General features: G+C 56.2%; 21 protein-coding genes. 10 read left to right on the top strand and 11 right to left on the bottom strand.

From position 1 onward, the window contains the following. Window positions 1-24 precede the first annotated feature (24 nt). On the top strand, window positions 25-1,002 hold the full coding sequence (gene ghrB, locus EDF81_RS19095) for a glyoxylate/hydroxypyruvate reductase GhrB (RefSeq protein ID WP_123349745.1): 978 nt from the start codon (window positions 25-27) through the stop codon (window positions 1,000-1,002). 47 nt (window positions 1,003-1,049) lie between these two features. Here the strand turns inward: ghrB and EDF81_RS19090 are convergent, their stop codons facing one another. Next, a complete protein-coding gene (locus EDF81_RS19090; protein WP_123349941.1) occupies window positions 1,050-1,760 on the bottom strand; it encodes a DUF3053 domain-containing protein in 711 nt (236 codons plus the stop codon). 394 nt (window positions 1,761-2,154) lie between these two features. On the opposite strand from EDF81_RS19090, the gene EDF81_RS19085 reads away from it, so the two are divergent. Further along, window positions 2,155-2,439 carry an HTH-type transcriptional regulator gene (locus EDF81_RS19085; protein WP_123349744.1) on the top strand — a complete coding sequence of 95 codons (285 nt, stop codon included), beginning with the start codon at window positions 2,155-2,157 and terminating at the stop codon, window positions 2,437-2,439. A 163-nt stretch (window positions 2,440-2,602) separates the two neighbouring features. After that, window positions 2,603-2,767: a hypothetical protein gene (locus tag EDF81_RS24280; protein ID WP_260232734.1), complete on the top strand. Its 165-nt coding sequence runs from the start codon at window positions 2,603-2,605 to the stop codon at window positions 2,765-2,767. A gap of 17 nt (window positions 2,768-2,784) precedes the next feature. Here EDF81_RS24280 and EDF81_RS19075 read toward each other — a convergent pair whose 3' ends face one another. Beyond that, the gene (locus tag EDF81_RS19075; RefSeq protein ID WP_123349743.1) at window positions 2,785-3,192 is read right to left on the bottom strand and encodes a type II toxin-antitoxin system HicB family antitoxin; all 408 of its coding nucleotides are present in this window, start codon (window positions 3,190-3,192) and stop codon (window positions 2,785-2,787) included. A 37-nt stretch (window positions 3,193-3,229) separates the two neighbouring features. Further along, window positions 3,230-3,412 carry a type II toxin-antitoxin system HicA family toxin gene (locus EDF81_RS19070; RefSeq protein ID WP_123349742.1) on the bottom strand — a complete coding sequence of 61 codons (183 nt, stop codon included), beginning with the start codon at window positions 3,410-3,412 and terminating at the stop codon, window positions 3,230-3,232. 371 nt (window positions 3,413-3,783) lie between these two features. Here EDF81_RS19070 and EDF81_RS19065 point away from each other — a divergent pair, with 371 nt between their 5' ends. Beyond that, entirely contained in the window at window positions 3,784-4,236 is a 453-nt protein-coding gene (locus EDF81_RS19065) for a hypothetical protein (RefSeq protein ID WP_123349741.1), read from the top strand. Between the two features lie 71 nt (window positions 4,237-4,307). Here the strand turns inward: EDF81_RS19065 and EDF81_RS19060 are convergent, their stop codons facing one another. From EDF81_RS19060 to EDF81_RS19040, 4 genes are all read right to left on the bottom strand, one after another. Then, complete coding sequence (locus EDF81_RS19060) at window positions 4,308-5,036, bottom strand: hypothetical protein (protein WP_123349740.1); 729 nt, start codon at window positions 5,034-5,036, stop codon at window positions 4,308-4,310. A 64-nt stretch (window positions 5,037-5,100) separates the two neighbouring features. Beyond that, the gene (gene glyS, locus EDF81_RS19055) at window positions 5,101-7,170 is read right to left on the bottom strand and encodes a glycine--tRNA ligase subunit beta (protein ID WP_123349739.1); all 2,070 of its coding nucleotides are present in this window, start codon (window positions 7,168-7,170) and stop codon (window positions 5,101-5,103) included. A 9-nt stretch (window positions 7,171-7,179) separates the two neighbouring features. After that, a complete protein-coding gene (gene glyQ / locus EDF81_RS19050) occupies window positions 7,180-8,091 on the bottom strand; it encodes a glycine--tRNA ligase subunit alpha (RefSeq protein WP_123349738.1) in 912 nt (303 codons plus the stop codon). A 125-nt stretch (window positions 8,092-8,216) separates the two neighbouring features. Beyond that, on the bottom strand, window positions 8,217-8,516 hold the full coding sequence (locus tag EDF81_RS19040; RefSeq protein WP_123349736.1) for a YsaB family lipoprotein: 300 nt from the start codon (window positions 8,514-8,516) through the stop codon (window positions 8,217-8,219). Between the two features lie 195 nt (window positions 8,517-8,711). Between EDF81_RS19040 and EDF81_RS19035 the strand changes: the two genes are divergently transcribed. Further along, complete coding sequence (locus EDF81_RS19035) at window positions 8,712-9,707, top strand: acyltransferase (RefSeq protein ID WP_123349735.1); 996 nt, start codon at window positions 8,712-8,714, stop codon at window positions 9,705-9,707. 44 nt (window positions 9,708-9,751) lie between these two features. On the opposite strand, the gene yiaA is transcribed toward EDF81_RS19035, so the two are convergent. The 3 genes from yiaA to xylA form a co-directional block, all read right to left on the bottom strand. Continuing rightward, window positions 9,752-10,189, bottom strand: coding sequence for an inner membrane protein YiaA (yiaA, locus tag EDF81_RS19030; RefSeq protein ID WP_123349734.1), 438 nt, complete (start codon window positions 10,187-10,189; stop codon window positions 9,752-9,754). Between the two features lie 178 nt (window positions 10,190-10,367). Then, on the bottom strand, window positions 10,368-11,822 hold the full coding sequence (gene xylB / locus EDF81_RS19025) for a xylulokinase (RefSeq protein WP_123349733.1): 1,455 nt from the start codon (window positions 11,820-11,822) through the stop codon (window positions 10,368-10,370). Window positions 11,823-11,869: 47 nt separating this feature from the next. After that, window positions 11,870-13,192, bottom strand: a complete 1,323-nt coding sequence (gene xylA, locus EDF81_RS19020) for a xylose isomerase (RefSeq protein ID WP_123349732.1) — start codon at window positions 13,190-13,192, stop codon at window positions 11,870-11,872. A gap of 346 nt (window positions 13,193-13,538) precedes the next feature. Between xylA and xylF the strand changes: the two genes are divergently transcribed. The 4 genes from xylF to xylR all read left to right on the top strand — a co-directional run bounded on the left by xylF (window position 13,539) and on the right by xylR (window position 18,485). Further along, window positions 13,539-14,531 carry a D-xylose ABC transporter substrate-binding protein gene (gene xylF / locus EDF81_RS19015; protein ID WP_123349731.1) on the top strand — a complete coding sequence of 331 codons (993 nt, stop codon included), beginning with the start codon at window positions 13,539-13,541 and terminating at the stop codon, window positions 14,529-14,531. A gap of 64 nt (window positions 14,532-14,595) precedes the next feature. Continuing rightward, entirely contained in the window at window positions 14,596-16,128 is a 1,533-nt protein-coding gene (locus EDF81_RS19010) for a xylose ABC transporter ATP-binding protein (RefSeq protein ID WP_123349730.1), read from the top strand. Continuing rightward, complete coding sequence (xylH, locus tag EDF81_RS19005; RefSeq protein WP_123349729.1) at window positions 16,115-17,281, top strand: xylose ABC transporter permease XylH; 1,167 nt, start codon at window positions 16,115-16,117, stop codon at window positions 17,279-17,281. Before EDF81_RS19010 ends, xylH begins: the two co-directional genes overlap by 14 nt. Window positions 17,282-17,306: 25 nt before the next feature. Next, on the top strand, window positions 17,307-18,485 hold the full coding sequence (gene xylR, locus EDF81_RS19000; protein ID WP_123349728.1) for a D-xylose utilization transcriptional activator XylR: 1,179 nt from the start codon (window positions 17,307-17,309) through the stop codon (window positions 18,483-18,485). Window positions 18,486-18,524: 39 nt separating this feature from the next. On the opposite strand, the gene EDF81_RS18995 is transcribed toward xylR, so the two are convergent. Beyond that, window positions 18,525-19,352, bottom strand: coding sequence for a protein bax (locus tag EDF81_RS18995; protein WP_123349727.1), 828 nt, complete (start codon window positions 19,350-19,352; stop codon window positions 18,525-18,527). A gap of 407 nt (window positions 19,353-19,759) precedes the next feature. Here EDF81_RS18995 and avtA point away from each other — a divergent pair, with 407 nt between their 5' ends. Further along, entirely contained in the window at window positions 19,760-21,016 is a 1,257-nt protein-coding gene (gene avtA, locus EDF81_RS18990) for a valine--pyruvate transaminase (RefSeq protein ID WP_404851503.1), read from the top strand. The last annotated feature ends 53 nt before the right edge of the window (window positions 21,017-21,069 follow it).

The following is a 21,069-nucleotide window of genomic DNA, read 5'->3' as shown; positions in this document are numbered from 1 at the left end:
TCCATCCTGACTACGGAGATCCGCATGAAGCCGTCCGTTATTCTGTATAAAGCTTTACCTGACGACCTGCTCCACCGCCTGCAAGAACAGGCCAACGTGACCCAGGTTCCTGACCTGAAGCCCGCCACCGTGGCGCAGTATGCCGACGCCTTTGCCAGCGCGGAGGGGCTGCTGGGCTCCAGCGAGAACGTCGATGCCGCCCTGCTGGAAAAGATGCCGAAGCTGCGTGCCACCTCGACCATCTCCGTGGGCTACGATAATTTCGACGTCGCGGCGCTGAATGCCCGCCGCATCCTGCTGATGCATACCCCGACCGTGCTGACGGAAACCGTCGCCGACACCATGATGGCCCTCGTTCTGGGTGCGGCCCGTCGGGTCGTTGAGCTGGCCGAGCGCGTCAAAAAAGGCGAGTGGAAAACCGGCGTTGGCCCGGACTGGTTCGGCGTTGATGTGCACCATAAAACCATGGGCATCATCGGCATGGGCCGTATCGGCCTGGCCCTGGCCCAGCGCGCGCACTTTGGCTTCGGGATGCCGATCCTCTATAACGCCCGTCGTCACCACGCGGAGGCGGAAGAGCGCTTCAACGCCCGCTACTGCGATCTGGATACCATCCTGAAGGAGTCCGACTTTATCTGCCTGGTCCTGCCGCTGACGCCGGAAACCCACCATCTGATCGGCGAGAAGCAGTTTGCCAGCATGAAGCCGTCGGCCATCTTTATTAATGCCGGTCGCGGTGCGGTCGTGGATGAACAGGCGATGATCGCCGCCCTGAAAAAGGGCCAGATCCACGCCGCCGGGCTTGACGTCTTCGAACAGGAGCCGCTGCCCGCCAGCTCTGAACTGCTATCGCTGCCAAACGTCGTCGCGCTGCCGCACGTCGGCTCCGCCACCCACGAAACACGCTACGGTATGGCCGCCTGTGCGGTGGATAACCTGCTTGCCGCGCTGAGCGGAAAGGTGGAGATCAACTGCGTCAATCCTGAGGTCGCGGGGAAATAAGGGAAGAGAGATGAAGTGAGGCGAGCATTCGCCTCACTCTGAAGCACTTACTGCGTAGCGTTAACCGCGGCAGTCCAGGCCTGAGTAAATGCCTGATGCTGCGACGCCAGCGGACCAATCAGGGTGTTGTACTGGCTGGCCTGCTGAGAGGTCGGGAACTGGATCCCGTTCGCCACAAAGCTGACCTGCGTATCCTGCTGAGCAATAAAGTCACCCATCTGCACCAGCTGCTGGGTAAAGACCTGTGCGGCCGGGATCAGCGGTTGCAGCGCGTTCGACGGCGCGGTGACCACTTTGCTGTACACCTGCTCGAAGACCGGCTTCAGATCGTCCGCCTGCTTGAGCGCAGAATGCGCGGCATCGGCCTGCATTTTGGCGTTCTGCAGCTGCTGGCTCAGCACGCCCAGCGCGCCGTTCGCCTGGCGCAGCGGTTCACGCTGGGTCAGATAATCCTGCGGGACGCGGATTGCATTCACGCTGTCCACCACCGGGCGCAGACCGGCATCCATCGCCTGGTTCACCTGCCGGGAATAGCCGTACAGTACCGCATAGTCGGAGACAAATGGCCCGAACTGTTTTTTCTGATCGGCAGTCAGCGTCGGTAAACGCTCGCCGCTACGCATCACCGTATTCTGCAGAAAGTCGATAAACGCTTTGCGTTGATCGCCTTCTTTATCAAAACACCCGCTCAGGCTAACTACCATCAATAATGCCGCAAGCGGCGCAAACCAGCGCGAGCAGGACATTCCTGTCGTCATCATTCGACTCCTCAAACCCAAAAAAGCGCAAACCGGCACCCGTGTGCCCGACGCTGACAAGGATAGTGCAGGTCGGCCTCGCAGGATACCCTTTCATGACAATCCCCGCGTAAATTCCCCGTCGGTCGATCCGGCGCTTCGCCTTATGCTATTCACGTCGGTAATACGAAAAAATTATGCTGAGTCTTTACAAATCTATACCGGTCTTAGCGGGCTAATGATTAATCAGTCGCTTAGAGTGATAACGCATTCATTTTAGCCTTATCGAAACGTCTCTCTCACTGGATGCGCACGATTCGCCACAGCCAGGCGCCTTCACGCTTTGGTTTCCCCGCTATTCTTAATGAGACCTCTGTTGTTCACGATCCCGCTGTGTGATTTTTAGGAGTTCTCAATGGAATATAAAGATCCTGAATTTGAGTTGCTTAGCAGTCTGGAACTGATTGTTTTTAAAGATTCGCCGCAGACGGTTACTTTACCGCGCACCTCCCTGACAGAGATTGAACAGGTGCGCAAAGGTACGGGACTTAAGATTGATGATTTCGCCCGCGCAATGGGCGTGAGTGTGACCATGGTGCAGGAGTGGGAGTCAAAACGCCTGCGGCCAACCAGTACCGAGATGAATTTGATGCGGCTGATCCAGGCTAACCCCCGACTCAGCAAGCAGTTAATGGAGTAAGGTTTTTCAGTGCCCCCGCATTTGGCGGGGGTTTGTGTTTTCAGATTATCTCATTCCCATCTGACCATACATTTCGTCCCCAGGCACACCATTCTGTAGAAGAGTTGAACGCGATCTCCAGCTATTATCTGCCCGAAGATTAGAACCAGCCGGGGTGGCAGGTATGACAGAACGTCTGAAACGTATTCAGTGTATGGCTCAGCGTTACAACAAATCAGGTGTTGTGAAAGATGAGACCGTGGCCTCTATTGAGGCAGCGGTTTATGCCCGTCAGAACCAAGAGAGCGGAGAAGGTAAGCGCACGATAAAATACCTCCGACCGCTTTAATGAGGCAGTGATGAAAATCAGGAATGTTTCAGCAATTCTCTTCTGGCCAGCTCAGCCAAAAAACCGCTCCGGCTGGAATATTCGCCGTTTCGCATAACATAGCTATCTATTTTGCTTAATAAATTCTGCGGTAAAGTAATATTTAACTTAATCGCTTTGCCTTCAAAGCGACTGATATCAATATCGACAAATCCCCACAGACCATCCCGACAGTCCTCATCATTTTTATGATCGTTGATCGTTTTCGCTATCGGTACATCCAACCCTTTCTCACTTTGATATTCCAGATACATATCAATAGCAGCGTGCGCATCAGCAATCGCATCATCGATCGTATCGCCTGCGAAGTAGCAACCTTCAATATCCGGAACGAAACCCGAGTATGCACCGCTTTCTGCCTGATGTAAGTAGACGGGATATTTCATGACTTTTCCTCTTTAAAAGCAGCTGTACACGCTTTACTTACTTTTCACCTAGTTGCTTCAGGATCTTGCGCAATGTTCCTGTCGCAAGGTCTTTCGTGGGATGGGGAACCACTATCGAACCAGGTTCACCTTCTTTTTCAAAGATGCGATGAGAGCCTCTGGTTCGCACGTGTTTCCATCCGGCCTTAAGTATCTTCCTGATCAGCTCTTCACTTTTCATTCATCCCTCAGCGACTAGTAGGTACTATACCCACCATCTGAAACAAAATCAAGCAAACGGTAGGTATAGTGGGTATATGATCATTCCGTCATTTAAGAGAAAAAATGACCGAAAAAATCATTGCTGACGAATCTACAATTTTTAAAATGCGTCTCTGACCCGACATTTATTCTCTGGTTTTCATCGTAAGTGCATATTTTTGCGAGGAGGTTTGAGGAAATGATAAAGTGCGTAACGGCACGACGTAAAAGCCTTGTCGCCAGTCAGCGTGAGCAGTATGGTTGCCGCGCATCTGCAAAATCAGATGCCGGGATTGACCTCCTGAAAACAGTTACGGGAAACACTTAAAACCGTTTCTGGAGACTTACCCTATGACTACCACTCACATATCTTCTTTATTTACCCAGCCCGTATCCCATACCACCGACTTCACCGCGCTGGCAGAAAGCTGCGAACAGTTTGCGGATGCCCTTATTGTGTGCGACGACCCGGTGCAAAAGATGGCGCTCTGCGGACGCCTTTCCGCCTGCCTTGCCCTGCTGCAGCCCACGCTGAACGATCCCATACCGGAGCCGTTAAAAGAGAGTCTGACCGTGGCGGATATCCCCGCCCACTTTCCCGTTTTTGAGCCAGAGGCGGTACAGCTTGCCGACTACTGCCAGGTGCTGGCCCACCTGCTGATAAACGGCGGCCTGGCGGCGGAAACAGAACGTACTCTTACCAGCCTGCTCTACGATCTGACCGGCTACTTTGCCGGCACGCTTAAAGCGCCGCGCTGGTTAAGAACGGAGAACGATGTGATCTCTCTGGAAACGTTTCACTAAAGCAACCGAAAGCAGGCCGCCGCGCTTATGGCAGGCGGCCGGGCTGAATAGCAGCAAGGGCATCGACTGCCTCAATAACCGATATCAATCTCTTTCGGGATCGGGTACTCGCCGGTTTTACGATCGAATGCCTGGGTAAAGCTTTTATCGATTTTTTTGCCTTCCAGCATACCGGTTGCATGAATAATCATATCCGGATACGGCTCCGTCTCGTTGTCAGCAAAAGCGACGGTGCTAACCAGCTCATCCAGCTTGCAGCCCTCGACGACGCTCGGGTCACAATATCCCGCATTGCTGGAGTACACCGGCAGATGAGCGAGTTTTTCAACATCCTGCAGATTCGCTACAACGTCCCGCTCCTTCGGCACATAGAAGGAATAAAACGTCTGCACAAAGCCCTGTAGTGCGTAGCCGGTTTCCAGCACCACGCCCCAGCGGGAACCGATTTTCGCCGCGCTGGCGCTGCCGGAGCTGCCGTAACGCCCGCCACCTTCGATGATCTTCTCAGCCGTCACGCGGTCGTTCTCCAGATACCAGATATCAAAGAAACCGGTATCGACGCCGCTGTTATGGTTCTCATCCCCATCTCCGCACATCACCACGATACGCTGCTGTGCATCGGTCTGCTGATTCAGGCAGGCCGTATAGATAAACCCGGGATTATCCGCCTTTTGCCAGGTCGGGTTTTCCTGGCCGCCCAGCGCCTGGTACTGACTCGCGACCGCCTGCGGCAGGGCATCCGCCGCCAGCACCGGCAGGCTCAGGCAGAGCGGCAACAACGAAAGAAGGACTTTTTTCATTTTAATCCCTTAAAAAAGTTAAAAAAAAACCCGCCGAACGGCGGGCTTGTTCACAGCAGTTACATTACTGCAGCAGCGAAATATCCGCTACCTGCAGGAACAGCTCACGCAGCTTCGTCAGCAACGTCAGGCGGTTGAGACGCACGTCTTTGTCTTCCGCATTAACCATCACCGTATCGAAGAACGCATCCACCGGCTCGCGCAGCTGCGCCAGCTCGATCAGCGCTTCCTGATAGCGACCGGCAGCAAACAGCGGTTCCAGCTTATCGCGCAGCACGACCAGGTTAGTGGCCAGCTTGATCTCCGCCGACTCTTTCAGCACCGAAGCGTGAACATGGTCGTTAAGGGTCTCATCAGACTTAGCGAGGATGTTAGACACGCGCTTGTTGGCTGCCGCCAGCGCTGCCGCTTCATCCAGCGTACGGAAGTGGGAAACCGCCTTCATACGCGCATCGAAGTCTGCCGGTTTGGTCGGACGACGTGCCAGCACCGCCTGAATGGTGTCAACGGTGTAGCCTTCGTCCTGATACCAGGCGCGGAAGCGGCCGAGCATAAAGTCGATAACGTCGTCGACCACCTTCGCGTTGGTCAGCTTGTCGCCATACAAACGCACGGCTTCTTCGGTCAGGGTCTGCAGATCCAGAGAGAGGTTCTTCTCAACGATAATACGCAGCACGCCCAGCGCAGCACGACGCAGCGCAAACGGGTCTTTATCGCCTTTCGGATGCTGGCCGATACCAAAGATACCCGCCAGGGTGTCCATCTTATCCGCAATCGCGACCGCACAGGCAACCGGGTTGGACGGCAGGTCGTCACCGGCAAAGCGCGGCTGATACTGCTCGTTCAGGGCCACAGCCACGTCTTCCGCTTCGCCGTCATGGCGCGCGTAGTGCATACCCATCACGCCCTGGGTGTCGGTGAACTCGAAGACCATATTGGTCATCAGGTCGCACTTGGACAGCAGGCCCGCACGTTTCGCATGCTCAACGTCCGCACCAATCTGCGGAGCAATCCAGCCGGACAGCGCCGCGATACGGTCGGTCTTGTCGCGCAGGGTACCCAGCTGCTGCTGGAACAGGACGGTCTGCAGGCGCGGAAGATGGTCTTCCAGACGCTTTTTACGGTCGGTGTTGAAGAAGAACTCGGCATCCGCCAGACGCGGGCGCACGACCTTCTCGTTACCGGAGATAATCTGCTGCGGATCTTTTGAATCGATGTTGGCAACAAAGATAAAGTTCGGCAGCAGCTTGCCGTCGGCGGCGTAGACAGGGAAGTACTTCTGGTCACCCTTCATGGTGTAGACCAGCGCTTCCGCCGGAACGGCGAGGAATTTCTCTTCGAAGGTCGCGGTCAGCACCACCGGCCATTCGACCAGGGAGGTGACTTCTTCCAGCAGGCTTTCGCTCAGATCGGCATTGCCGCCAATTTTGCGGGCCGCCGCTTCGGCATCGGCCTTGATGGTCGCTTTACGCGCATCGTAGTCGGCGATGACTTTGCCGCGTTCCTGCAGGATTTGCGGGTACTGATCGGCATTGTCGATGGTGAACTCCGGCTCGCCCATAAAGCGGTGGCCGCGGATCACGCGATCGGAAGCGATACCCAGGATGGTTGCCGGGATCAGTTTTTCACCCAGCAACAGGGTCACGGTGTGAACCGGACGCACAAACTGTACATCGCTCGCGCCCCAGCGCATCAGTTTCGGGATCGGCAGCTTCGCGAGCGAGGTGGCGATCATTTCCGGGAGCAGGGTTTCCGCGCTTTCACCTTTGAGGTGGGCACGATAAAGCAGCCACTCGCCTTTGTCGGTGGTCAGACGCTCGGCCTGGTCTACGGTGATACCGCAGCCACGCGCCCAGCCTTCCGCCGCTTTGCTCGGGTTGCCTTCGGCGTCAAACGCCTGGGCGATCGCCGGACCACGTTTTTCGACTTCGCGATCCGCCTGGGATGCCGCAAGGTTGGCCACTTTCAGCGCCAGACGACGCGGCGCGGCAAACCATTTAACGTCACCGTGCGCGAGGCCGGCATTGTCCAGCTCTGCGGTCAGGTTGGCAGCAAAGGACTCGGCCAGGCTGCGCAGGGCTTTCGGCGGCAGCTCTTCAGTGCCGATTTCCACCAGGAAAGTTTTCTCAGACATGGCCGCCTCTTATTTGTTTCTGTTGCACATCGGGAAGCCGAGGGCTTCACGGGAAGCGTAATAGGCTTCAGCTACCGCTTTGGTCAGGGTACGAATGCGCAGGATATAGCGCTGACGTTCGGTGACGGAGATGGCTTTACGCGCATCCAGCAGGTTGAAGCTATGGGCGGCTTTCAGAATACGTTCATAGGCCGGCAGCGGCAGCGGAGTCTCCAGCGCCAGCAGATGCTGGGCTTCTTTCTCATACTGCTCGAAGCAGGTGAACAGGAAGTCCACGTCGGCGTATTCAAAGTTGTAGGTGGACTGCTCCACTTCGTTCTGATGGAACACGTCGCCGTAGGTGGTTTTACCCAGCGGACCGTCGCTCCAGACCAGATCGTAGACGCTGTCGACGCCCTGGATATACATCGCCAGACGTTCCAGGCCGTAGGTGATCTCGCCGGTAATCGGTTTGCACTCAAGACCGCCAACCTGCTGGAAGTAAGTGAACTGGGTCACTTCCATCCCGTTCAGCCACACTTCCCAGCCCAGACCCCAGGCACCCAGGGTTGGGTTTTCCCAGTTGTCTTCGACGAAGCGAATATCGTGAATGGTCGGATCCAGCCCCAGCTCTTTCAGAGAACCGAGATACAGCTCCTGGATATTGTCCGGGGAAGGTTTAATCACTACCTGGAACTGATAGTAGTGCTGCAAACGGTTCGGGTTCTCGCCATAGCGGCCATCGGTCGGGCGACGGGATGGCTGGACATACGCGGTCGCCATCGGTTCCGGCCCCAACGCACGCAGGCTGGTCATCGGATGTGAGGTACCGGCGCCCACTTCCATGTCCAGTGGTTGAACAATGGTGCAGCCCTGACGAGCCCAGTAATCCTGTAACGTCAGGATCAGGCCCTGGAAGGTCTTAGTATCAAACTTTTGCATAGTATTTCGTGCTGGATACGTGTGGATTTAAAGGAAGGGGTCAGTATACCCGCTGGCTGCGAGATATACAGTATCAATGCGGTTTGTTTACCGAAAAAGGGCCATTTCATCCGCAACTGCAGCGGCTAGCGCATCGAAAGATGCGAAAACTGCCCCTCAGGATCAAACGCACAGACAAAGCCCTCTTTCCGTGAGGTATAGCCGCGCATCTCATAGCTGGCCTGATACTGCTCAAGGCCGGTCACGGTGAGTTTTTCCGGTCCGGTGTTGTAGCGACGGGCCGCCTCGATCCGGCACAGCTGCTCCATATCCAGCGTGCGGGAAACGCTGACCTGCGCTTTTTGCGCCCGCTGTTCCGGCGGGGCTGCCGTGCAGCCGACCAGCGCTATCACGAGCATCAGCGGCGGGAAATACTTGATTATCATTTTTTCTCTGCCACCTTTCTCACGGGCTGTTATTTTTAATAAGAAATACTTTTAGATACAGCGTAGTCGGGCATTCTGGGAATCTGCAAAAAAGAGCGCAAGCAGCGGGCGAAAAACTCAGAATTATCCAGCCAGACAGCGCCACCCCCGGACTGTCAAAGGCTGGAGTATCACGGGCAACAAACAGAGGAACTGATGGCGTCAAAAATTTACTGGATTGAGAATCTGCGAGGGATAGCCTGCTTAATGGTGGTGATGATCCATACCACCACCTGGTATATCACCAATGCCGCAGCCGTCAGCCCGCTGAACTGGGATATTGCCAACGTGCTTAACTCGGCATCCCGCGTCAGCGTCCCGCTCTTCTTTATGATTTCAGGCTATCTGTTTTTCGGCGAGCGCAGCGCGCAGCCCCGCCACTTCCTGCGTATCGCCGCCTGCCTGCTGTTCTACAGCATCCTGTCGCTGGCCTACATTACTTTTTTCACCTCTATTGACCCGGCGCTGTCCCTGAAAAACCTGCTGCAGAAACCGGTGTTCTATCACCTGTGGTTTTTCTTCGCCATTTTCGTGATCTACCTGCTTTCACCGCTTATCCAGGTTAAAACCGTTAGCGGGAAAATGCTGCTGGCGCTGATGCTGGTCATCGGGATCGTCGCCAACCCGAATACGGTGGCGCTGAAGGCGAGCGGCGTCGAATGGCTGCCGGTCAATCTTTATATCAACGGAGACACGTTTTACTACGTGATCTACGGCCTGCTGGGTCGGGCAATTGGCTCGATGGAGACGGACAAAAAACCGCTGACGCTGCTGTGCGCCGCGCTCTTTGTCGTCGCGGTGTTTATTATCTCGCGCGGCACGCTGCACGAGCTGACCTGGCGCGGCAACTTCGCCGACACCTGGTATCTCTACTGCGGACCGATGGTGTTTATCTGCGCCGCGTCGCTGCTGACGCTGGTGAAAAATACCCTGAACCAGCGCGCCCTGCCCGGGCTGGGCCTGATTTCCCGCCACTCGCTGGGCATTTACGGTTTTCACGCGCTAATTATCCACGCGCTGCGCACGCGCGGCGTGGAGCTTAAAAGCTGGCCCGTGCTCGATATGGCGTGGATTTTCTGCGCGACGCTGGCGGTCAGTTTGCTGCTGTCGATGCTGGTGCAGCGAATCGATACCCGACGGTTCGTCAGTTGAGGACACTCAGGCCCGACCAAAGGCCGGGCCTGAGATCATCACCGTTACTCGGGAGCATCATCCGTCTTGAAAAAGGGCTCACTCGCTGAACCATCCCAGCGGTCGCGCACGTTTTTCTGGACGGCAACGGCACCGAACAGGCTTAAAAAGAATGCCAGACCGTAGAACCCTTTTTCGCTCAGTAATAGCGTGGCATTCCACAAACCGACAACCAGTAACGCAATCGAAATGACAAACGCAATAAAGCACGTCATATAATAAAGCGAGGTGGTCGGGATACCGTCATATTTATCCCGGACGGTCTTCTGATACGATGCCGCGGAGAAAAGTCCTAATATCAGCACCGCAAAATAGTAGCCTTTTTCATTGAGTTGCATCTCAGCATTCCATAAACCGATCAGGTATACCGTAATACCCCCGATTAATGCCACCCATGAAATAATATTAAAAGCCGGTGAAAATGTGGCTGTTCTGTTATCCATAACACGATATCCTCAATAAAATAAGTGAGGCATTATGAAACAGCTATAATAAATAAACAACAACGAAATAAAGGTGCCTGCGCCATATTAATAACTGTCAAAAATATAATTTAGCCAACCCATACAATATATAAATATTATTTCCTTACCTGCTCCGCAGCGCGGAGCAGGTCGACTGTCAGGACATCAGCGGCCTGAGCTGCTGATAAATCTCCCGGAACCGGACCCGGCGTTCAGCATACCTTTCGAACCGCGCAGTCTCCGGACGATGGGCCTGCTCAAGCGGCAGCGACGGCAAGACCGCCGCCAGAGGCTGCGTCGGGTTCAGCGCAATCTGCGCCAGCCGGGCGGCCCCTAACGCCGGGCCAACGTCGCCGCCGCGCCGGTAGTCCAGCGGCATCCCGCTGATATCCGCCAGCATCTGCCGCCAGTACGGGCTACGTGCGCCACCGCCAATCAGCGTCACGCTCTCGGGCCGCACGCCGCAGTCGTGCACCACGTCCATTCCGTCGGCCAGGGCATAACCTACCCCTTCCAGTACCGCACGCGCCAGCTCTGCCGGGCCGTGTTGATGGGTGAGGCCAAAGAAGACGCCCGTCGCCTGCGGGTTATTATGCGGGGTGCGTTCTCCGGAGAGATAGGGCAGGAACCACAGCGGCTGAGCGTTATCGTCGGCACTTTCCGCCGCCGCCAGCAGCGCAGGGACCGTGCCGAGGCCGGTCAGCTTCACCGCCCAGTCAAGGCAGGAGGCGGCGCTGAGCATCACCGACATCAGATGCCAGCGTTCCGGCAGCGCGTGGCAGAAGCTGTGTACCGCGCTTTCCGGGCGGCTGAGAAAACCATCGCTGACCGCGAAATAGACCCCGGAGGTGCCCAGCGAAAGCATCGCATCCCCCGCGTCCGCCATGCCGATGCCGACCGCCCCCGCGGCGTTATCTCCACCGCCGGCTACGACCGGAACCGCAGGGATATTCCAGGCCTGTGCCACCTCAGGCCGCAGGGTACCGGTTATCTCGCAGCCTTCAAACAGCGCGGGCATCTGCGCCCGCGTCAGCTGGCAGGCTTCCAGCATGGCGTCGCTCCAGTCGCGCTTCGCCACGTCCATCCACAGCGTACCCGCCGCATCGGACATATCGCTGGCCAGCTCCCCGGTCATCCGCAGGCGTAGGTAGTCCTTCGGCAGCAGGACCTTATCGATCTGACGAAAGATTTCCACCTCGTGGCGCTGGACCCAGGCCAGTTTTGGCGCGGTAAAGCCGGGCATCATCAGGTTGCCGGTAATGGCGCGGGAACGCGGCTCCCGCGCCTCCAGCAGGCTGCACTCTTCCCCGCTGCGGCCATCGTTCCATAAGATCGCCGGACGCAACACCCGCCGCTGGCTGTCCAGCAGCGTCGCGCCGTGCATCTGCCCGGCCAGCCCTATCGCTTTCACCTCACGCAGAGAGTGCGCGTCGCCCAGGGCTTTTATGGCCCGATCCGTTGCCTGCCACCACTGCTCAGGATCCTGTTCCGACCAGAGCGGATGCGGGCGGGACACGCTAAGAGGCTGGGTATTTGCCGCCACCACCTCGCCCTGCTCGTTCAGCAGAATGGCTTTTACGCCGGAGGTACCGAGATCGATCCCGATATACATTGTCACCGCTCCTTGTTATGCGCCGCCCAAAGGGCGGCGCAGGCTGCTTATCTGTCGAACAGATAGTGATTCACCAGGTTTTCCAGCTGCTCCTGATGGCCGCTCTGATGCTGCGGTGCCAGATTGTGCTGCTGCGCGTAAGCCGCCACCTCGGCCAGAGACAGCTCCCCTTTAAGGATTTGCTGCCCCAGTTCGCCGTTCCAGCCCGCATAGCGTCTGGCAACGCGCCGATCCAGTTCGCCATCCTCAATCATCCGCGCCGCCACTTTCAGCGCCAGAGCCATGGTATCCATCGCCCCGATATGGCCATAGAAGAGATCGTATTTATCGGTGCTCTGACGACGCACTTTGGCATCGAAATTCAGCCCGCCGGTGGTAAATCCGCCCGCCTTAATGATCTCATACATCACCAGGGCGTTCTCTTCCACGCTGTTGGGGAACTGGTCCGTATCCCAGCCCAGCTGCGGGTCGCCACGGTTAGCATCCACCGAACCAAATACGCCCAGCGCAATCGCCGAGGCAATCTCATGGTGGAACGAGTGGCCTGCCAGCGTCGCGTGGTTGGCTTCGATATTGAGCTTAATCTCTTTTTCCAGACCAAACTGTTTCAGGAAGCCATACACCGTCGCCACATCATAATCATACTGGTGTTTAGTCGGCTCCTGCGGTTTGGGTTCAATCAATAGCGTGCCACGGAAGCCGATTTTATGCTTATGTTCGACCACCATCTGCATAAAGCGGCCGATCTGCTCCCGCTCCTGACGAAGATCGGTATTCAGCAGGGTTTCATACCCTTCGCGACCGCCCCACAGGACGTAGTTCTCCCCGCCGAGTCGGTGAGTGGCGTTCATGGCCGTTGCCACCTGGGTTGCCGCCCAGCTAAAGATTTCCGGGTCAGGGCTGGTGGCCGCACCGGCTCCGTAGCGCGGGTGGGTAAAGCAGTTGGCGGTGCCCCACAGCAGCTTCACGCCGCTCTGTTTCTGCTTCTCTTCCAGCACATCAACCATGCGCGCGACGTTATCCAGCCAGCTTTTCAGGGAGTCGCCTTCCGGAGCCACGTCCACATCGTGGAAGCAGTAATAGGGAACGTTCAGCTTATGGAAAAACTCAAAGGCCACGTCGGCTTTTTGTTTTGCCAGCGCCAGAGCATCGCCGGGCTGCTGCCAGGGGCGGTCGAAGGCCCCGACGCCAAACATATCCGCCCCGCCCCAGCAGAAGGTATGCCAGTAGCAGGCGGCAAAGCGAAGATGATCCTCCATACGCTTGCCCAGCACCTTCTCGTCCGGGTTGTAGTGGCGAAACGCCAGCGGGTTGGTGGTATTCGGGCCTTCATAACGGACGCGCTCAAGTTGATCGAAATACGCTTGCATAAATAAACTCCATCGCCAGGTGAAATGACAGGAAAGTGCTCATGGCGTAATACTGGATATTCATTTCAACTTGCTCAATTACGTTATTTCACACCGGGATTAAGAGAATCCACAAACGTGCGCCAGCTCGCAAAATAAAAAACCAGGTTCGACACCTGACGAATTAAATACTTACTGAATTTAAAAGCCGATCGCCGTCAAAGTTTAAGAAATAAACCAAATATCGTAAGCTCAAGATAAAAATCTGTAATTGCCAGTCGGCATTTCCCCGTTAAAAATCAGCTGCGTCCAGTACAGAATTTGCTTCTTTTATCTCAACCCTACCCACATAAAAGGTAAGACTATTATGATGATAAAGAACCTTTGCCTTACGCTCTGCGCCGCAGCGCTGCTTGCCAGTACCGCAGGCTATGCCAAAGAAGTAAAAATTGGTATGGCTATCGATGACCTGCGCCTTGAGCGCTGGCAGAAAGACCGGGATATTTTCGTCAGCAAGGCCGAGTCATTAGGCGCCAAAGTATTTGTGCAATCCGCCAACGGCAATGAAGAAACCCAGATGTCGCAAATTGAAAATATGATCAATCGCGGCGTGGATGTTCTGGTGATTATTCCCTATAACGGCCAGGTACTGAGTAATGTGATTAAAGAGGCGAAACAGGAAGGGATAAAAGTCCTCGCCTATGACCGTATGATTAATAATGCCGATATCGATTTTTATATCTCCTTCGATAACGAAAAAGTCGGCGAACTGCAGGCCCGTAGCCTGGTCGAAAAAGTGCCCCAGGGTAACTACTTCCTGATGGGCGGTTCGCCGGTCGATAACAATGCCAAGCTGTTCCGCGCCGGGCAGATGAACGTGCTGAAACCCTATGTCGATAGCGGAAAAATTAAAATCGTCGGCGATCAGTGGGTGGACGGCTGGCTGCCGGACAACGCGCTGAAAATTATGGAAAACGCGCTCACCGCCAACAATAACAAAATCGATGCCGTCGTCGCGTCTAACGACGCCACCGCCGGAGGCGCTATCCAGGCCCTCAGCGCGCAGGGGCTGTCGGGGAAAGTGGCTATTTCCGGCCAGGATGCGGATCTCGCCGGGATCAAACGCATTATTAACGGCAGCCAGACCATGACCGTCTATAAGCCCATTACCCAACTGGCAAATACGGCGGCGGAGATCGCCGTTGAGCTGGGGAACGGACAGCAGCCGAAAGCGGATACCACCCTGAATAACGGTCTGAAAGATGTTCCGTCCCGCCTGCTGACGCCCATCGAAGTCAATAAAGACAATATCGATGAGACGGTGATCAAAGACGGCTTCCATCAGAAGAACCAGCTGTAACCCTGCCCCGCGCCCTGGTTTATACGAAGGCGCGGGCATGTTTTGTTACCCAGCAGGAGCCGTTATGCCTTATTTACTTGAAATGAAAAACATCACCAAAGCCTTTGGCGCGGTAAAGGCGGTCGACAACGTCAGCCTGCGGCTGAACGCGGGCGAAATCGTCTCCCTGTGCGGGGAAAACGGCTCGGGTAAATCGACGCTGATGAAGGTGCTGTGCGGCATCTACCCGCACGGAAGCTACGAGGGAGAGATCCTCTTCGCCAGTGAGCCGCTTATGGCCAGCCATATCCGTGATACGGAGCGTAAAGGCATCGCGATTATTCACCAGGAGCTGGCGCTGGTGAAGGAGCTGACCGTGCTGGAGAATATTTTTCTCGGCGCGGAGATGACCCGCCACGGCCTCCTCGACTATGACGTCATGACCCTACGCTGCGAAAAATTGCTGGCCCAGGTTAGCCTGGCGATTTCTCCCCACGTCCGCGTGGGCGATCTTGGCCTCGGCCAGCGCCAGCTGGTGGAGATCGCAAAAGCCCTCAACAAGCAGGTACGGCTGCTGATCCTCGATGAACCTACCGCCTCGCTGACGGAGCAGGAAACCGCCGTGCTGCTGGCGATTATCCGCGACCTGCAGCACCACGGCATCGCCTGTATTTATATCTCCCACAAGCTGAATGAAGTGAAGGCCATTTCGGACACCATCTGCGTGATCCGCGACGGACAGCATATCGGCACCCGCGACGCCGCCGGAATGAGCGAAGACGACATTATCACCATGATGGTCGGCCGGGAGCTGACGGCCCTCTACCCCAGCGAACCGCATACGCCAGGCGATGAGATCCTGCGCGTGGACCACCTTACGGCCTGGCATCCGGTGAATCGCCATATTAAGCGGGTCAATGACGTCTCATTCAGCCTCCGACGCGGAGAAATCCTCGGCGTTGCCGGGCTGGTCGGAGCCGGACGAACGGAGGTGATGCAGTGCCTGTTCGGCGTCTGGCCCGGACGCCAGGAAGGCGCCATCGCTATCGACGGACAGCCGGTCACTATCCGCAACTGCCAGCAGGCTATCGCTCAGGGCATCGCCATGGTGCCGGAAGACCGTAAAAAGGACGGCATTGTGCCGGTGATGGCGGTCGGACAGAACATCACCCTGGCCGCGCTGGAGCAGTTTTGCGGCCCGTTCAGTAGCCTGAAAGAGGCCACCGAGCGTCGCTGTATTCTTGACTCAATTACCCGCTTAAAAGTGAAAACCTCGTCTCCCGACCTGGCGATTGGTCGGTTAAGCGGCGGCAATCAGCAGAAGGCGATCCTCGCCCGCTGCCTGCTGCTGAACCCGCGGATTCTGATCCTTGATGAACCCACCCGCGGAATTGATATCGGTGCCAAGTATGAGATCTACAAGCTGATTAACCTGCTGGTGCAGCAGGGCATTGCCGTCATCGTCATCTCGTCGGAGCTGCCGGAAGTACTCGGCCTGTGCGACCGGGTACTGGTGATGCATGAAGGGAAACTGAAAGCCAATCTGGTTAACGATCGCCTGACCCAGGAGCAGGTGATGGAAGCCGCGCTGAGGAGTGAACAGTATGTCGAAGAGTAATCTGGCCGCCACACCCGCCCGCGCTTTTCAGGGACTAAAGGCGATTAATTTTCAGGTATTTGTGATGCTCGCTGCGATTCTGGCGATCGCCCTGTTCTTTACCTGGAGCACGGACGGCGCCTGGCTTAGCGCCCGCAACGTCTCTAACCTTCTACGGCAAACCGCCATTACCGGGATCCTGGCCGTCGGCATGGTGTTTGTGATTATCTCGGCGGAAATCGATCTCTCCGTGGGCTCGATGATGGGCCTGCTGGGCGGCGCGGCGGCGATTTTTGATGTCTGGCTGGGCTGGCCGCTGCCCCTGACCATTATCGTTACGCTGGCCCTTGGCCTGCTGCTGGGCGCGTGGAACGGCTGGTGGGTGGCCTACCGCAAAGTCCCGTCGTTTATCGTCACCCTCGCGGGGATGCTGGCCTTTCGCGGCGTGCTGATCGGCATCACCAACGGGACCACCGTCTCGCCGACCAGCCCGGGCATGTCGCAAATCGGCCAGAGCTATCTCTCCGACTCTACCGGCTTCCTGCTGGGCGCGCTGGGCCTGGTGGGATTTGTGGCCTGGCAGTGGCGAGGACGTCAGCGCCGTCAGGCGCTGGGGCTGGAAACGCCTGCGGCGGTCAGCACCGTCGGGCGTCAGGCTCTGACGGCGGTGATTATTCTCGGCGCTATCTGGCTGCTCAATGACTATCGCGGCGTACCGACGCCGGTCCTGCTGTTAACCCTGCTGCTGCTGGCAGGCATGTTTATGGCGACGCGGACGGCTTTTGGCCGGCGGATTTACGCCATTGGCGGCAATATCGACGCCGCAAGGCTCTCCGGGATCAACGTCGAGCGCACCAAAATGGCCGTCTTCGCCATTAATGGTCTGATGGTGGCCATTGCCGGGCTGATCCTCAGCGCCCGGCTCGGCGCCGGTTCACCCTCGGCGGGGAATATCGCGGAGCTGGATGCCATCGCCGCCTGCGTGATCGGCGGAACCAGCCTTGCGGGCGGCGTCGGCAGCGTGGCCGGAGCGGTGATGGGCGCGTTTATTATGGCTTCCCTCGACAACGGAATGAGCATGATGGATGTCCCCACCTTCTGGCAATATATCGTCAAAGGAGCCATTTTGCTGCTGGCCGTATGGATGGATTCTGCAACCAAACGACGGGCCTGATAATCCGTCCTTCCGGGATGACCCTATGATGACCAGACGCCACCGTATCACGCTGTTATTTAACGCCAACAAAGCCTATGACCGTCAGGTCGTCGAAGGGGTCGGCGAATATTTGCAGGCCTCCCAGTCGGAGTGGGATATTTTTATCGAAGAGGATTTTCGCGCCCGCATCGAGAATATTAAAGAGTGGCTCGGCGACGGGGTGATTGCCGACTATGACGATGACCGCATCATCCATCACCTGGCCGACGTCAGCGTGCCCATCGTCGGCGTCGGTGGCTCTTATCACCAGCCGGAACACTATCCCCCGGTGCACTATATCGCCACCGACAACGACGCACTGGTGGAAAGCGCCTTTATGCACCTGAAAGAGAAAGGCGTCCACCGCTTTGCTTTCTACGGTCTGCCGCCCGCCAGCGGCAAGCGTTGGGCAGCGGAGCGCGAAAACGCGTTCTGTCGTCTGGTCGCACGGGAGAAGTATCGCGGCGTGGTGTACCAGGGGCTGGAAACCGCGCCGGAGCACTGGCAGCACGCGCAGAACCGTCTCGCCGACTGGCTGCAAACCCTCCCACCGCAAACCGGGATTATCGCCGTTACCGACGCCCGCGCCCGGCACCTGCTGCAGGTCTGCGAACATCTGCATATTCCGGTGCCGGAAAAGCTGTGCGTGATTGGGATCGATAACGAAGAGCTGACCCGCTATCTGTCACGCGTCGGGCTCTCTTCCGTGGCCCAGGGCGCACGCCAGATGGGCTATCAGGCGGCGAAACTGCTGCACCGTCTGCTGGATAACGAAACCCTGCCGCTTCAGCGTTTACTGGTCCCGCCCCTGCGCGTAGTGGAACGACGCTCCACCGATTATCGCTCCCTTAACGACCCGGCGGTAATTCAGGCGATGCACTACATCCGCAATCAAGCCTGCAAGGGCATCAAGGTGGATCAGGTGCTGGATGCGGTAGGTATTTCGCGCTCGAATCTGGAGAAACGCTTTAAAGAGGAGGTGGGAGAAACCATTCACGCGGTGATCCATATGGAGAAACTGAAAAAAGCCCGCAGCCTGCTGGTCTCCACCTCTTTACCGATCAATGAGGTATCGCAGATGTGCGGCTACCCGTCGCTGCAGTATTTCTACTCGGTGTTTAAAAAAGAGTACGACAGCACGCCGCGGGATTATCGCGACCGTCACAGTGAAGCGCTGATGTAACAATGAAAAACGCCTTCCGGCTGGAAGGCGTTTGGGGAATTACATATGGGAGGCGATCAGCCGCTGATTATCCTGATACATGGCGAACAGGTAATTGTTATAGCTCTGACCTTTGGTTGAGTAGCCTTCCAGCTTGTGGATCATCGCGCTGGCGGTCACTTCCTGGTCAGCCTGACGCAGCTGATTACGGGACTTACGGAAAGAGGCGTAGGCCGGATGGGTGTTAAGATTCACCACATAGGCGTTAACCGACTCCTTGACCGAATCAAAGCTGGAGTAGCCTTTCACTTTACCCGCTGCGTTAGTGCAGCTCCCTTTCGCGCATTTCATACCGAAAAGGTTGTTGTTAAGACGCGCCAGTTTGGACGTGCCCCAGCCGCTTTCCGCTGCGGCCATCGTCGCCACCATGCTGGTCGGGATAATGTCCACGCGCTCCATCAGCGTATTCCACGGAATATGGCGCGTATTGCCGGACCAGCTAACCTTGTAACGTTTAGCGATCTCTTTTAAACGCGTACGCTCGGAGGGCGCCCACTTGTTCTGATATCGTTTGGATATCAACCAGTTGCGCTCTGCGGTAATCTCCGCGTTCTGGCTGGTAATAAAAGGCATCACTGTCCGGAGAAACGCTTTCTTTCTTGCTGTTCCGGAAGGGTATTTTCGCAAATCAGGAAGTGAACTGCTCTTTGCACTATTGCGAGAATACTCTTGTTTACTGCTTGCCTGCTTTTTACTACTGGCCTTGATTATATGGGCTTTTTCACTCGTTGTTGCTGCATGTGTCTTTGCCAGCACCCCACCCGAAAATATCATGGTGAGTAACATGAGTATCGCAGCCCCATATCGTCGTATGGGAATCGATATCATCAGGTCTCCTGGTCGGATTTAATTATCCCAACCCCTTGTTCTTAACAAAAATTCGATAACGGAATCGCGTATTGTAGCAAAAATAGCCGCTCAAAGCACCCCCATGGAATAGTCCAATTCCTAAACCCTGTCATCCGGCAGCGTTTGAGGCTGTGGAGGTGGTCACATAATAAACAATTTTACACCATCTATACCGCCCTGCCCTCTCGCGATATTAACGGCAATTCCACCCACGGCAGGGTTGTGGCGGCGCGCTCAAACCAAAGACAAATTTCAGTATTTTTCACCACTAACAAAACATTACTCAGCACAAAGTAACGATCAAGCCTGAAGAGATGCATTTGCACCCCGCTATCCGTAGCGTTATCGTTAGCCACTTTTACAATAAGCCCGATAGATCACCTGCTATGACATTTTCACTTTTCGGCGACAAATTTACCCGCCATTCAGGCATTACGCGCCTGATGGAGGATCTCAACGACGGCCTGCGCACCCCCGGCGCGATTATGCTCGGCGGCGGAAATCCGGCTCAAATCCCTGAGATGAACGATTACTTCCAGCAGCTGCTGGCCGATATGCTCACCAGCGGCAAAGCCACTGATGCTCTGTGCAATTATGACGGTCCTCAGGGTAAGAGCGAGCTACTCGCCGCCCTCGCGGCCATGCTGCGGGAAAAATTAGGTTGGGATATCGAACCACAGAATATTGCGCTGACAAATGGCAGTCAGAGCGCATTTTTCTACTTGTTTAACCTGTTTGCAGGCCGTCGGGCAGATGGCAGCACGCGTAAGGTGCTGTTCCCACTGGCCCCGGAGTATATCGGCTACGCCGATTCGGGCCTGGAAGAGGAACTCTTTGTCTCTGCAAGGCCGAATATTGAACTGCTTCCGGAAGGTCAGTTTAAGTATCACGTCGATTTTGAACACCTGCATATCGGAGAAGAGACGGGGATGATTTGCGTCTCCCGCCCGACCAACCCGACGGGCAACGTGATCACCGACGAAGAGCTGATTAAGCTGGACGCGCTGGCGCACCAGCACAATATCCCACTGGTGATTGATAACGCCTACGGCGTGCCTTTCCCCGGCATTATCTTTAGCGAAGCTCGTCCGCTGTGGAACCCGAATATCGTTCTGTGCATGAGCCTGTCGAAGCTGGGCCTGCCGGGTAGCCGCTGCGGGATCATTATTGCCAATGAAAAAATCATCACCGCCATCACCAATATGAACGGCATTATCAGCCTTGCGCCCGGCGGTATCGGTCCGGCCATGATGCTGGAGATGATCAAGCGTAACGATCTGCTGCGCCTGTCGGAAACGGTGATTAAGCCCTTCTACTACCAGCGCGTGCAGGAAACTATCGCCGTGATCCGCCGCTATCTGTCACCAGAGCGCTGCCTGATCCACAAGCCGGAAGGGGCCATTTTCCTGTGGCTGTGGTTTAAAGATCTGCCGATTAGCACCGAACTGCTCTATCAGCGCCTGAAAAAACGCGGCGTGCTGATGGTGCCGGGCGACTACTTCTTCCCGGGACTGGATAAACCCTGGCCGCATACCCATCAGTGTATGCGTATGAACTACGTTCCCGACCCGGAAAAAATCGAAGCCGGCGTCAAAATTCTGACGGAAGAAGTTGAGCGCGCCTGGCGCGAAGAGGGGCAATAATCCCGTCGGCCTCCGGTAACGGAGGCCTTATTTTCTGTTTTGTGATTCGACGC

This window comes from Enterobacter sp. BIGb0383, assembly GCF_003751845.1.
Classification (GTDB): domain Bacteria; phylum Pseudomonadota; class Gammaproteobacteria; order Enterobacterales; family Enterobacteriaceae; genus BIGb0383.
The sequence above is the reverse complement of the archived record's forward strand: the minus strand, read 5'-3'. Positions and strand labels throughout refer to the sequence as shown.

Bases quoted from the DNA above. Each gene is read 5' to 3' on its own strand.
- EDF81_RS19065 (WP_123349741.1), top strand. From the start codon at position 3,784: ATGACTACCACTCACATATCTTCTTTATTTACCCAGCCCGTATCCCAT.
- xylR (WP_123349728.1), top strand. From the start codon at position 17,307: ATGATGACCAGACGCCACCGTATCACGCTGTTATTTAACGCCAACAAA.
- EDF81_RS19070 (WP_123349742.1), bottom strand. From the start codon at position 3,412: ATGAAAAGTGAAGAGCTGATCAGGAAGATACTTAAGGCCGGATGGAAA.
- ghrB (WP_123349745.1), top strand. From the start codon at position 25: ATGAAGCCGTCCGTTATTCTGTATAAAGCTTTACCTGACGACCTGCTC.
- EDF81_RS19085 (WP_123349744.1), top strand. From the start codon at position 2,155: ATGGAATATAAAGATCCTGAATTTGAGTTGCTTAGCAGTCTGGAACTG.
- xylA (WP_123349732.1), bottom strand. From the start codon at position 13,192: ATGCAAGCGTATTTCGATCAACTTGAGCGCGTCCGTTATGAAGGCCCG.
- avtA (WP_404851503.1), top strand. From the start codon at position 19,760: ATGACATTTTCACTTTTCGGCGACAAATTTACCCGCCATTCAGGCATT.
- EDF81_RS19090 (WP_123349941.1), bottom strand. From the start codon at position 1,760: ATGACGACAGGAATGTCCTGCTCGCGCTGGTTTGCGCCGCTTGCGGCA.
- EDF81_RS19040 (WP_123349736.1), bottom strand. From the start codon at position 8,516: ATGATAATCAAGTATTTCCCGCCGCTGATGCTCGTGATAGCGCTGGTC.
- glyQ (WP_123349738.1), bottom strand. From the start codon at position 8,091: ATGCAAAAGTTTGATACTAAGACCTTCCAGGGCCTGATCCTGACGTTA.
- EDF81_RS24280 (WP_260232734.1), top strand. From the start codon at position 2,603: ATGACAGAACGTCTGAAACGTATTCAGTGTATGGCTCAGCGTTACAAC.
- xylH (WP_123349729.1), top strand. From the start codon at position 16,115: ATGTCGAAGAGTAATCTGGCCGCCACACCCGCCCGCGCTTTTCAGGGA.
- xylF (WP_123349731.1), top strand. From the start codon at position 13,539: ATGATGATAAAGAACCTTTGCCTTACGCTCTGCGCCGCAGCGCTGCTT.
- EDF81_RS19075 (WP_123349743.1), bottom strand. From the start codon at position 3,192: ATGAAATATCCCGTCTACTTACATCAGGCAGAAAGCGGTGCATACTCG.
- EDF81_RS19060 (WP_123349740.1), bottom strand. From the start codon at position 5,036: ATGAAAAAAGTCCTTCTTTCGTTGTTGCCGCTCTGCCTGAGCCTGCCG.
- xylB (WP_123349733.1), bottom strand. From the start codon at position 11,822: ATGTATATCGGGATCGATCTCGGTACCTCCGGCGTAAAAGCCATTCTG.
- yiaA (WP_123349734.1), bottom strand. From the start codon at position 10,189: ATGGATAACAGAACAGCCACATTTTCACCGGCTTTTAATATTATTTCA.
- glyS (WP_123349739.1), bottom strand. From the start codon at position 7,170: ATGTCTGAGAAAACTTTCCTGGTGGAAATCGGCACTGAAGAGCTGCCG.
- EDF81_RS19010 (WP_123349730.1), top strand. From the start codon at position 14,596: ATGCCTTATTTACTTGAAATGAAAAACATCACCAAAGCCTTTGGCGCG.
- EDF81_RS18995 (WP_123349727.1), bottom strand. From the start codon at position 19,352: ATGATATCGATTCCCATACGACGATATGGGGCTGCGATACTCATGTTA.
- EDF81_RS19035 (WP_123349735.1), top strand. From the start codon at position 8,712: ATGGCGTCAAAAATTTACTGGATTGAGAATCTGCGAGGGATAGCCTGC.